The sequence below is a fragment of the Mammaliicoccus fleurettii genome (genome assembly GCF_002018435.1).
Taxonomy (GTDB): Bacteria; Bacillota; Bacilli; order Staphylococcales; family Staphylococcaceae; genus Mammaliicoccus; species Mammaliicoccus fleurettii.
This window is the reverse complement of sequence record NZ_MWJM01000001.1, coordinates 248929-261932: the sequence shown is the minus strand read 5'-3', so window position 1 is coordinate 261932 and position 13004 is coordinate 248929. Positions and strand designations below refer to the sequence as shown.

The 13004-nt window shown below is 32.2% G+C and carries 9 protein-coding genes; 3 read left to right on the top strand and 6 right to left on the bottom strand.

The genetic code is table 11. From position 1 onward, the window contains the following. Nucleotides 1-50: 50 nt before the first annotated feature. The 3 genes from alsT to parE all read right to left on the bottom strand — a co-directional run bounded on the left by alsT (nucleotide 51) and on the right by parE (nucleotide 6125). A complete protein-coding gene (gene alsT / locus B2G86_RS01345; protein ID WP_078356338.1) occupies nucleotides 51-1622 on the bottom strand; it encodes a glutamine transporter AlsT in 1572 nt (523 codons plus the stop codon). An 85-nt stretch (nucleotides 1623-1707) separates the two neighbouring features. Then, nucleotides 1708-4122: a DNA topoisomerase IV subunit A gene (gene parC, locus B2G86_RS01340; RefSeq protein WP_078356337.1), complete on the bottom strand. Its 2415-nt coding sequence runs from the start codon at nucleotides 4120-4122 to the stop codon at nucleotides 1708-1710. Further along, nucleotides 4122-6125 carry a DNA topoisomerase IV subunit B gene (gene parE / locus B2G86_RS01335; RefSeq protein WP_078356336.1) on the bottom strand — a complete coding sequence of 668 codons (2004 nt, stop codon included), beginning with the start codon at nucleotides 6123-6125 and terminating at the stop codon, nucleotides 4122-4124. The genes parC and parE overlap by 1 nt, the downstream gene beginning before the upstream one ends. A 201-nt stretch (nucleotides 6126-6326) precedes the next feature. Here parE and plsY point away from each other — a divergent pair, with 201 nt between their 5' ends. Next, on the top strand, nucleotides 6327-6908 hold the full coding sequence (gene plsY, locus B2G86_RS01330) for a glycerol-3-phosphate 1-O-acyltransferase PlsY (protein ID WP_239700417.1): 582 nt from the start codon (nucleotides 6327-6329) through the stop codon (nucleotides 6906-6908). 13 nt (nucleotides 6909-6921) lie between these two features. Further along, the gene (locus B2G86_RS01325; protein WP_078356334.1) at nucleotides 6922-7221 is read left to right on the top strand and encodes a HesB/YadR/YfhF family protein; all 300 of its coding nucleotides are present in this window, start codon (nucleotides 6922-6924) and stop codon (nucleotides 7219-7221) included. Nucleotides 7222-7274: 53 nt separating this feature from the next. Here B2G86_RS01325 and menI read toward each other — a convergent pair whose 3' ends face one another. The 3 genes from menI to B2G86_RS01310 all read right to left on the bottom strand — a co-directional run bounded on the left by menI (nucleotide 7275) and on the right by B2G86_RS01310 (nucleotide 12444). Beyond that, a complete protein-coding gene (menI, locus tag B2G86_RS01320; RefSeq protein ID WP_078356333.1) occupies nucleotides 7275-7721 on the bottom strand; it encodes a 1,4-dihydroxy-2-naphthoyl-CoA hydrolase MenI in 447 nt (148 codons plus the stop codon). A gap of 90 nt (nucleotides 7722-7811) precedes the next feature. Continuing rightward, nucleotides 7812-10517, bottom strand: a complete 2706-nt coding sequence (gene acnA, locus B2G86_RS01315) for an aconitate hydratase AcnA (RefSeq protein ID WP_078356332.1) — start codon at nucleotides 10515-10517, stop codon at nucleotides 7812-7814. Between the two features lie 301 nt (nucleotides 10518-10818). Further along, nucleotides 10819-12444: a glycine betaine uptake BCCT transporter gene (locus B2G86_RS01310; protein WP_078356331.1), complete on the bottom strand. Its 1626-nt coding sequence runs from the start codon at nucleotides 12442-12444 to the stop codon at nucleotides 10819-10821. Nucleotides 12445-12644: 200 nt separating this feature from the next. Between B2G86_RS01310 and mscL the strand changes: the two genes are divergently transcribed. Then, nucleotides 12645-13004 carry a large conductance mechanosensitive channel protein MscL gene (gene mscL, locus B2G86_RS01305; protein ID WP_078356330.1) on the top strand — a complete coding sequence of 120 codons (360 nt, stop codon included), beginning with the start codon at nucleotides 12645-12647 and terminating at the stop codon, nucleotides 13002-13004.

Here is a 13004-nt window from a genome sequence, read left to right as displayed (position 1 = left end):
GTCGACACTCTGAAAGCACAATTCATTTTGAATTGTGCTTTTTATTATTGTTATTTATCTTTATTATCATAGTCATCATCAATATTTTCAAAAGTATTTTCTTTAGGTTCTTCATACTTTGTATCAATATCTGATGTTTCTTGCTTTCTTACTTTTTTATCTTTTTTTGTTTCTTTTTTGTAAGGATTATCTCCCCATGCTTCAATATTACTAAAGTTTGCACTTAAATTTTCAATTTTAAATACAGGATTTAATTTGCGTTTTCTTTGTGCTCTATAGTCTTTTGCAACTTCAAACACAACTGTAGCAAGTCCGAATAATGCAACTATATTAATAATTGCCATTAATCCCATAAATAAATCAGCTGTATCCCAAACTGTTTGAACTTGAATAACTGATCCTACAAACACCATTCCTACAACTAATATTCTAAAAATAAACATGATGATTTTATTTTTAGTTAAATATTCAATGTTTGATTGACCGTAATAGTAGTTACCTATTATTGAAGAAAATGCAAACATAAATACTGCTATTGTAAGGAATATACCACCAAATTCACCTACATGAGTTGTAAGTGCTTGTTGAGTTACTGCTACACCTTGTTCTGCATCTGGACCAAATTGTAAGTCTGTGTATAGTAACAACATTATAGCTGTTGCTGTACAAATAACCATAGTATCGAAAAATACACCTAATGATTGGATTAAACCTTGTTTAACAGGATGACTTACTGCTGCTGTTGCTGCTGCGTTTGCCGCAGAACCCATACCTGCTTCATTTGAGAATAAACCACGTTTAATACCTTGCATAATAGCAAAGCCCATAGCTCCACCGAATGCTGGATGAAGACCGAATGCACTTTTAACGATATTTTGTATCATTGGCCAAACTTGATCTATATTTATTACTAAAATATAACCAACTAATATGATGTACCCAATTGCCATAATTGGAACAATAAATGAAGATACAGTAGCGATACTTCTAACACCGCCAAATATTACTAATGCTGTAATGACAGCCAAAATAATACCAGTAATGACGTTAGAAAATTCATATTGTTCGTTTAAAGATGCTGCTATAGTATTAGATTGAACTGTATTGAATACAAATGCAAAAGTGACTGTGATTAGTACTGCGAATAAAACACCTAACCATTTTTGTCCTAATCCATGTTCTATGTAATAGGCTGGTCCACCTCTATAGCCGCCTTCTTTATCTTTAACTTTATATACTTGAGCTAATGTTGCTTCAAAGAATGCACTTGCTGCACCAATAAAAGCAATGACCCACATCCAAAATACTGCTCCAGGGCCACCTAAAACTATTGCTGTAGCAACACCAGCAATGTTACCAGTACCAACTCGTGAGGCTGCACTAATCGCGAAAGCTTGGAAAGAAGAAATACCTTTTCTTCCATCTTCTAGTGTTTCGGGTTTTTCAAAAATCACTCTAAACATTTCTGGTAACCATCTTAGTTGTACAACTTTAGAACTTATTGTAAAGAAGACACCAGCTAGTAAGAGTAAGAAAATCAAGTTTTGAGTCCAAATTAAATCATTACCCCATTGCACAAAGTCATGAAACCAACTTGGGATATAACTATCAAAATTCTTCAAAGAAATCCCTCAATTCTAATTAATATAATCATAATAAATCGCTATCATGATTTTACCATGTGCGATTAATTATGACTATATATTTTTATTCGATTGCTTTTTCTTCAAAATAAGCACCAATGACTTGTCCAAAATCATTTTCATCAACAATAAATCTACCGTTTGTATATCTTTCACTATAGTTAAAATCTTTCATATTAACTTTCACACGATCTTTTTCTGATAAAATGACACATGATTCATCTTCTGAACTTGTCAGTGCATTGATAATTGAATGTGATTTAGATTTTAATTCTTTTAATATCATTAAACCACGTTGGGCTCTTTTGGCTGGTACAAATTGATCAGCTTTCATTCTTTTCACTGAACCACGATTCGTAATGATTAATACCGATTGATTATCTGGTAATGTATCTGTCATAACAACATTATCATTTTCTTTTAAATTTATAGATTTAACGCCTGCTGCTTTTAATCCAATATCAGACAATTCGTCAGTATCATAAGTTAAACTCATTCCTTTTTCTGTTATAACTGTAATAAGTTCATCTTCAGTAATTTTCAATACAGATACGACCTCATCGTCCCCTTTAAGCTTAATTGCAACTAAAGGTCTCGTAATTCTTGAAGCTTTAAATTTATCATTTGTTGATTTCTTAATCATACCGTTTTTAGTAGCAATAATATAATTAGAATCCTGTTTGAAATCTGTTTCTTTATAAACAGAAATTACTCTCTCATCATCACTTATAGGAATCATTTGTGATATATGTTTACCTAAATCTTTCCATTTTAAGTCAACAATTTCATGTACAGGTATAAATAAATAATTACCTTGAGATGTGAATACAATTAAAGTATCTTGAGTATTCATCTTTTCGTGCATTAATAAGTAGTCTCCATCTTTAAGACCCACTTCTTCAACTCCACTAGCAATATAACTTCTGTTAGATGTACGTTTAATATAACCATCATGTGTTACTGAAACAATTGTTTCTTCGCTAGGAACGAGTATTTCTTTTTCGATTTTAATTTCTGAAATTTTTTCTTCGATTACAGTTAAACGATCATTAGCAAATTCTTTGCGAACAGCTCTTAATTCATTTTTAATAACTTTTAATAGTGTTTTTTCATTTTGAAGAATATCATTAAGTCTCTCTATAGTCTTCTGTAAATCATCAAATTCGTTTTCAAGTGAAACTATATCTGTGTTTGTAAGTCTATATAATTGTAGCATTACGATTGCTTCAGCTTGTTCTTCAGTAAAATCATATTTTTCTATTAAATTTTCTTTAGCGTCACGTTTATTTTTTGATGCCCTAATTGTTTCTATTACTTCGTCTAGAATAGATAATGCTTTAATCAAACCTTCTACAATATGCATTCTCTTTTCAGCTTGTGATAATTCATATTGTGAACGTTTAGTCACAACTTCTTTTTGGTGTTCTACATAACTTTCTAGTATTTGTTTTAATCCTAGTAATTCTGGACGTCTCTTATTAATAGCTACCATATTGAAATGATATAGAACTTGTAAATCAGTATTTTTATATAAGTAATTTAATACACCTTCACTGTTTACATCTTTCTTAAGTTCAATTGCTATCCTTAAACCGTTTCTGTCTGTTTCATCTCGAACTTCAACTATACCTTCAATTTTCTTATCTGCTCGTAGCTCATCTATTTTCTTAACAAGTGTTCCTTTGTTTACTTCAAAAGGTACTTCAGTGACAATAATTTGTTCACGTCCACCTCTAATCGTTTCAATTTCAACTTTACTACGAACTACTATTTTACCTTTACCTGTTTTATAGGCTTTTTTTATACCGTCTAATCCTTGTATAATACCACCTGTTGGGAAATCTGGACCTTTAATATGTTCTATTAATTCATCTATTGTTGTACTAGGTTTATCAATTAATTTCAATGTTGCATCTATTACTTCACCTAAATTATGTGGTGGAATATCCGTTGCATACCCGGCTGAGATACCAGTTGAACCATTTACTAATAAGTTAGGGTATCTAGCTGGTAACACCATTGGCTCCATTGCAGTATCATCAAAGTTTTGTATATGATCTACTGTTTCTTTATCTATATCTTGTAAAAGAACTTCAGCCAACTTACTTAATTTTGCTTCTGTATAACGCATTGCTGCTGGAGGATCATTATCAATACTACCGTTGTTACCGTGCATTTCTATTAGAACATGTCTTAATTTCCAATCTTGGCTCATACGAACCATTGCTTCATAAACAGAAGTATCACCATGTGGATGATAATTACCAATAACATTACCAACAGTTTTAGCACTTTTTCTAAAGTTTCTTTCAAATGTATTGCCGTCTTTATACATTGCAAATAAAATTCTACGTTGTACAGGTTTTAAACCGTCACGTACATCTGGAAGTGCACGGTCTTGGATAATATATTTACTGTATCTACCAAATCTATCACCTATAACATCTTCTAAAGGAAGGTTTTGAATTTGTTCAACCATTAATTAACTTCCCCCTCAATTGATTCTACCTCGTCATCTAATACTTGAATATCATCACTTTCAAGTATACTTTGGTCTTCTTGCATACCAAATTGAACATGTCTTTCAATCCATTCTCTACGTGGTTCTACTTTATCACCCATTAATGTTGTAACTCTACGTTGTGAGCGAACTTCATCATCAATACTCACTCTTATTAATGTTCTCGTTTCTGGGTCCATTGTAGTCTCCCATAATTGATCGGCATTCATTTCACCTAAACCTTTATAACGTTGTAAAGTGAATCCTTTACCAATTTTTTTCATTAATACTTCTAAATCCTCGTCTGTCCAAGCGTACTCAATCTGCTTACTTTTCCCTTTACCTTTTTCTAATTTATATAAAGGAGGTAATGCGATATAGACTTTTCCAGCTTCTAATAACGGTCTCATATATTTAAAGAAGAATGTAAGTAATAACACTTGAATATGGGCTCCATCAGTATCTGCATCGGTCATTATAATTACTTTATTATAATTACTGTCTTCAATACTGAAATCAGCGCCGACTCCTGCTCCGATAGTATGAATAATCGTGTTAATTTCTTCATTTTTAAAAATGTCATCTAATTTAGCTTTTTCAGTATTAATTACTTTACCTCTTAAAGGTAAAATTGCTTGGAATTTACGATCTCTACCTAATTTAGCTGAACCACCTGCTGAATCACCCTCAACAAGATAAAGTTCATTTTTTTCAGTGTTTTTACTTTGAGCTGGTGTTAATTTACCAGACAACAATGTTTCTTTCCGTTTATTTTTCTTTCCGTTTCTTGCCTCTTCACGTGCTTTTCGAGCTGCTTCACGTGCTTGAGAAGCTTTAACAGCTTTTTTAAGCAATGATTTTGATAGTTGCCCTTTTTCTTCTAAATAGAAAGGAAGTTGATCTGACATTACTGAGTCCACAGCAGCACGGGCTTCAGTAGTACCTAACTTAGATTTAGTTTGTCCTTCAAATTGTAATAAATCTTCAGGAATCCTAACTGATATGATAGCAGTTAAACCTTCACGAATATCACTACCGTCTAAGTTTTTATCTTTTTGTTTAAGTTCGCCAATTTTACGAGCATATTCATTAAATACTCTTGTAAAAGCTGTTTTTAATGCTGTTTCATGTGTACCACCATCTTTAGTACGTACATTATTAACAAAGCTCAAAATCGTTTCAGAATATTGATCATTGAATTGAAAGCTAATATCTACTTCTATTTGATTAGATTCACCACTAAACATTGCTACATCATGAAGTACATCTTTACCTTCATTCAAATATTTAACAAATTCTTTAATACCATCTTCATAATGGTATGAAATTTCTCTTGGCTCATCGCCTCTTAAATCACTTATTTTAATTTTCAATGCTTTCAACAAGAATGCAGACTCCTGTAATCTCTCGCATAGCGTATCAAAATTATAATGTGTAGAAGTCTTAAAGATTTTAGAATCCGGTTTAAAATGAACAGTTGTACCAGTTTTACGTGTTTTCCCCTTTTTCTCTAATGTTGTAACTGGTATCCCACCGTCTTTAAATGTTTGCTTATAAATATAACCTTCTCTATATATCGTTACTTCCAACCATTCACTTAAAGCATTAACTACTGATGCACCTACACCGTGTAAACCACCAGATGTTTTATATCCACCTTGGCCAAATTTACCCCCAGCATGGAGTACTGTAAAAATAACTTCTGGAGTTGGTTTACCAGTCTTATGTAATCCTGTTGGCATACCTCTACCATTATCCGACACAGATATACTATTATCTTTATGAATTGTCACTTCTATTTCAGTTCCAAATCCATTTAAAATTTCATCAACAGAGTTATCTACTATTTCATATACTAAATGGTGAAGTCCTCGAACATCTGTTGAACCAATATACATTCCGGGTCTTTTTCTAACTGCTTCTAACCCTTCAAGTACTTGTATTGAATCTTCACCATATTGAACTTTTGCTTGTTTATTCAATATTTCTCCTCCTACAAACGTACGTTCGTTTCTTTTACTATACATTAGTTATTTTGTTATAAATCCCTAGAAAATGCAAGCCCTATCCCAAATAGTGGTACAATTTCACTTTACATTATGACCACATTAGCATATTTTTAAATAGTAACCGATAATCAGTTATGGTAAACTATTAGTACCTGCTATCAAAGGAGTGTTTCAATAATGACATTTGTTGTTATTATACTTAGCTACTTAGTTGGATGTTTCCCAAGTGGCCTCGTGTTAGGTAAATTATTTTATAAAAAAGATATTCGACAATTTGGAAGTGGCAATTTAGGTGCCACAAATACATTTAGAGTATTAGGGAAAAAAGCTGGATTTCTTGTTATGTTTTTAGACATATTCAAAGGTTTCATTGTAGTTTTCTTTCCATTATGGTTTAATGTAGATATTCCTAGTATATTCATAGGTATTTGTGCAGTTATCGGTCATGTATTTCCTATCTTCTTGAAATTCAAAGGAGGTAAGGCTGTTGCCACAAGTGCTGGCGTCATTCTTGCTGTGCACCCATTATTACTCATAACACTAGCATTTATATTCTTTATAATTTTATATTTAACAAAATATGTATCATTATCTAGTATCTTAGCAAGTGTATGTTGTGTAATTGGCGCAATATTCATAGGTGACTTAACTTTCTTCATCGTATCAGTTGTCATCATGATTATTCTACTCGTTAGACATCAATCTAATATCGTAAGAATATTCAAAGGAAATGAACCAAAAATCAAATGGATGTAAAGGAGAATGCACTATGAATTTAGAAATTACTGATAAAGCAATCGAATGGTTTAAAGATGAATTAGAATTCGGTGACAATCAAGCATTAAGATTTTTCGTTCGCTATGGCGGTGAATTTCAATTAAAACAAGGCTTCTCACCAGCTTTTACTGTAGAACCTTTAAGTTCTTCAGAAATAGGCTTTAAAGATGTTAAAAATGACATTCCGTTTTTTATTGATGAAAAAGATTTATGGTACTTTGAAGGTAACGATTTAGTAATTGATATAAACGATAATGGAGAAATTAAATATGAAGTTAAAACTTCAAGATAAACTATAAAAAGCAGATGTATTTCGTTAATCAAGCGAAACACATCTGCTTATTTTTATAACTTACGATCAATACCTTTTTCAGTTTCTTCATGAATTTTCATATACGCTTCATGCCACTCAGGAAAACTTTTATCTAATCTAATCGGTCTATTTGATCCTTTTTTCAAGCAAACATGTGTTGTTGACCCAGTAGAAACAACTTCTCTATTCTCATTTAAAATCTCATAAGAATATATGGATCTGATTGGTGAATAATGTGAAATCCAAGTTTTAATAATAACTTTTTCAGGATAAGTTATTGATTGTTTATACTTAATATTCAAGTCTACTACAGGTGAAATAATACCTGCCTTTTCCATATCTGCATAACTAAAACCAGCTTTATAAATATAGTCTGTTCTTGCAACTTCAAACCATATTGCATAATTGGCATGGTATACAACACCCATTTTATCTGTTTCTGCATATCTTACATCTATTGGTGTTTCACTATAAATCATACTTCTATCCCTCTTTCTAAATTCCTTAACCTAATCATAACACAAATAGAAAAACAACTACCTAAATAAATAGGCAGTTGTTTGAAATTATTAAGCTAATTTGTTTCTTAATACCATTTGTAAAATGCCACCGTGTCTATAGTAATCAATTTCAACTTCTGAATCGAATCTTGCTAAAGCTTCGAATTCAGTTACTTTACCATCTTCACTAGTTGCAGTAACTTTCAGAATATCACGAGGTTTAACACCTTCATGAATATCTACTGATACTGATTCTCTACCTGTTAAACCTAAGCTATCTGCTGATTCACCTTTTTTAAATTGTAAAGGTAATACACCCATCATAACTAGATTTGAACGGTGAATACGTTCGTAACTTTGTGCGATTACTGTTTTAACACCTAAAAGATTAGTACCTTTAGCTGCCCAGTCACGAGAAGATCCCATACCATAGTCATTACCAGCAAATACACATAAGCCAACGCCATTTTCTTGATATTTCATTGAAGCATCAAAGATAGGCATAACTTCTTCTGTTGGCCAATAAGTTGTATATCCACCTTCAGTACCTGGAGCTAATTGGTTTTTGATACGAATATTAGCAAACGTACCTCTCATCATTACTTCATGGTTACCACGACGAGAACCATATGAGTTAAAGTCTCTTATCGCAACGTCATGATCTTGTAAGTACTTACCAGCTGGTGTATCTTTACCAATCGCACCGGCAGGAGAAATATGGTCTGTTGTTACTGAATCTCCAAATTTACCCATTACTCGTAAATCACTTAAAGGTTGAATATCTTCTGGTACTTTAGATAAACCTTCAAAGAATGTTGGGTTTTGGATATAAGTTGAAGTTGGATCAAAGTCATATAATGGTTGATCTGTTGTTTCAATTTGATTCCAAACTTCATTTGATTCAAATACTGATTTGTATTCTTCTCTAAATAATTCAGGTGTAACTACAGAAAGAACTGTATCTTTAACTTCTTCAATTGATGGCCAAATATCTTTTAAGTAGACATCTTCGCCATTTTTATCTTTACCTAATGGATCTTTTTGTAAGTCAATATTTACTGTTCCAGCTAATGCATATGCTACTACTAATTGTGGTGAAGCTAAGTAGTTTGCTTTAACTAAAGGATGAATACGACCTTCAAAGTTACGGTTACCAGATAATACAGAAGTAACAAGTAAATCTTCATCAGCAATTGCTTTTTCAATTTCTGGCAATAAAGGACCTGAGTTACCAATACAAGTCGTACAGCCATAACCTACAAGGTTAAAACCAAGTTCATCTAAATATTGTTGTAAACCAGCATCTCTTAAATAACCAGTTACAACTTTTGAACCAGGTGCTAATGATGTTTTAACGTAATCAGGCACTTTTAATCCTTTATCAATTGCTTTTTTAGCTACTAAACCTGCACCTAACATAACATATGGGTTTGAAGTATTCGTACATGATGTAATAGCTGCAATAGCAATATCACCAGTAGTCATAGAAGTCTTCTTACCATCTGCTAATTCGATGTCTACAGTTTTGTCGAATTCTGATTTATCAAATCCGTGACCTTGGTTACCTGCTGGAGCAGTAACTGAATCTACGAAGGATTCTTTCATATTGCTTAATTTGATTAAATCTTGTGGACGTTTAGGTCCTGATAATGAAGCTTCTACAGTAGATAAGTCTAAATTCACAACATCAGTATATGTTGGTTCTACTTTTTCAGCTTTGAAGAACATATTATTTTCTTTTAAATATTTTTCTACAACTTGTACTTGTTCTTCAGTACGACCAGTTAAACGTAAATAACTTAATGATTCTTCGTCTACTGGGAAGAAACCACATGTTGCACCATATTCAGGCGCCATGTTAGCAATTGTTGCTCTGTCTGCTAAAGGTAATTTTTCAACACCAGGACCAAAGAATTCTACAAATTTACCTACTACGCCTTTTTTACGTAATTCTTCAGTAACACGTAAAGCTAAGTCAGTAGCTGTTGTACCTTGAGGCAATTCGTTAGTTAATTTAACACCAATTACTTCTGGAACTGGGAAGTATGAAGGTTGTCCTAACATACCAGCTTCGGCCTCAATACCACCAACACCCCAGCCAAGTACGCCAATACCATTAATCATAGTAGTATGAGAGTCAGTACCTACTAAAGTATCAGGATATGTTACAAGTTCATTATTTTCTTCTCTTACATGTACAACATTTGCTAAATACTCTAAGTTAACTTGATGAACAATACCTGTAGCTGGTGGAACAGCACGGTAGTTGTCAAATGACTTCGTTGCCCAGTTTAAAAACTGATAACGTTCAATATTACGTTCAAACTCTAATTTCATATTCATTTCTAATGAATTAGGTAAAGCGTAACTATCAACTTGTACAGAGTGGTCAATTACTAAATCAACAGGAACTTCAGGGTTAATTTTAGAAACGTCTCCGCCAACATCATCCATCGCTTTACGTAATGAAGCTAAATCTACTACTGCAGGTACACCTGTGAAATCTTGTAAAATAACACGTGATGGTTTAAATGGTACTTCTGCATTTTCATCGTTAGATTTACCCCATTTAGCTAAATTCATGATGTGTTCTTCTTTTATTACACGTCCGTCAAATTGTCTTAATACTGATTCTAATAATACGCGGATAGAATATGGTAATTTATCAACATTAGATAATCCTAATTCGTCTAACGTATTCAAGCTATAAAACGTGTAAGTTTTACCGTTCAATTCAAAAGACTTTTTAGATTGTTCTTTTAAACTTGAGCTCATTTTTGTTCCCCCTTTAAAATTGTGCAAGTTAATGCTTCATATACAATTGTATAATCAATACTTTAGTAAAACAATACATTACACTTAAAAATAAGTATATTTATCATTCAAGTTTATGATATGGAACTATAAGTTTTACTTATGTATATTTAATTATACATAATAATTAGTTATTAAATGATAATGATTATCAACTATAGTTGAATATAAGTAATCGATTTCATTAAACATATAAAAAAGCTTCAAAGTCATAATACTGACTTTGAAGCTTTTCTTTTACGTTATATGAGAAGTGTATAACTTAATCTTCCATTTCTCTTTCTAAACGTCTTTGTTCTTTTAATTCTTGTTCATACTCACGTTTAGATTTTTCTACATATTCTTTCATACGATGTTTGTTAGGCGTGATAGATAATCCAAGATATTTTCTTTCTTGGTTAGCATCTTTATAAAACGCAACGATCATCATTATTATTATGAAACTGAATGGGAATGCCGATATAATCGCGGCGGATTGTAAAGCACCTAATCCTGTATCTCCACCAGAAAGTAATAAGATAAATGCGATTAATGATTGAGCAATACCCCATACGATTTTCACTGTTCCAGATGGTTCTAGTGATCCGTATGTTGTTTGCATACCTAATACGAATGTAGCTGAATCGGCAGAAGTTATAAAGAACGTACAGATTAAAGCTAATGCTATAACTGATAAGATTGCACCCATTGGTAATTCATTGAATACACCAAAGAGTTGCGTCTCTGTCGTCATTTCGAATACTTTTGGTGTTGACTTACCTACTTCAATACCTGTAACGCCAAATACACTAAACCAGATAAAGCTAATAATCGTTGGAACAAGCATAACACCTGAGATAAATTCACGAATAGAACGTCCTTTAGAAACGCGCGCTATGAATATACCTACGAATGGACTCCAACTCATCCACCAACCCCAATAATATAAAGTCCATGTATTTAACCATTCACCTTTTTGAGGATTAAGTGGTGCTACATCGAAACTGTTGAATAAGAATGTATCTAATAATGCACCTGTTGAAGAAGTAAACATATTTAATATAAGTATTGTAGGTCCAATTATTAATGTAACGATTAATAATAATGACGCTAATACAATATTTAAGTTACTTAAATATTGAATACCTTTACTCAAACCACTCCATGCACTCATTAAGAATAAAATTGTAACGATGACAATAATAATACCTTGAATGACAATATTATTTGGAACTCCAAATAAATATTCTAAGCCACCATTGATCTGTAAAGCACCCATACCTAGTGAAACTGCAACCCCAACTACTGTTGCAAATACTGATAACACATCAATGATTACTCCTATAGGTCCATCAACTTTATTACCTAAAATAGGTCTTAATGTTTTTGATAATAAACCTGGTTCACCTTTTCTAAATTGAGAGTATGCTAATGCTAAAGCTACTACTCCATAAATTGCCCATGCATGAAAACCCCAATGTAAGAACGTAGATCTCATTGATTCAGTCATTGCAGCTTTTGTTTCTGGATCTGCATTTGGTGGTGAAACAAAGTGAGACATAGGTTCTGCTGCACCATAGAACACTAGTCCTATACCCATACCAGCACTAAATAACATTGCAAACCATGAAATTGTGTTAAATTCTGGTTTGTCATGAGGTTTCCCTAGTTTTAGTTTACCGATAGGGCTAAAGATAATAAATACACAGAAAAATACCATTCCGATAGTAATAATCATGTAATACCAACCGAAATATTTAGATATCCATGCACTTATGTCCGCTGTAATACTTCCAAATTGAGTTGGAAATATAGCACCGAGTGCAACAATAATTGCTACAACAATTGCACTAATAGTAAATACATTAGAAACTTTTTTACCATTTGGGTGTGTTGGAACATTTGACATTAAAATTCTCCTTTCGAATTTACAAACTCGTAATTATGTATTCCCGTTTTAACTGTTTGTAATCCATTTAATTTAAATAAATTAATATTTAGAAAACAGCAACATTCATCACTTTAACAAATATTACACTTAAAATCAAATTGACTATTTCAATTTTTTACAGTTTAATGTATGATAATGTCGATGAGGAGGTGTTTAATATGTCATTATTAAAGGAATTTAAAGACTTTGCTTTGCAAGGTAACGTTCTAGATTTAGCAATCGCCGTTGTTATTGGTGCTGCCTTTAACAAAATTGTTACGTCATTAGTAGAAAACGTCATTATGCCACTTATTGGTTTAATTTTCGGAGAAGTAGACTTTGCTGAAAAATGGTCTCTTATGGGAATTAAGTATGGTTTATTCATACAATCAATTATAGACTTCATAATAGTTGCTTTCGCTTTATTCATCTTTATCAAAATTGCAAATACTGTAATGAAAAAAGGTGAAGAGGAAGAAGAAATTGACGAGCAAACTGTATTACTTACAGAAATTCGCGATGCATTACGTGAAAAATAA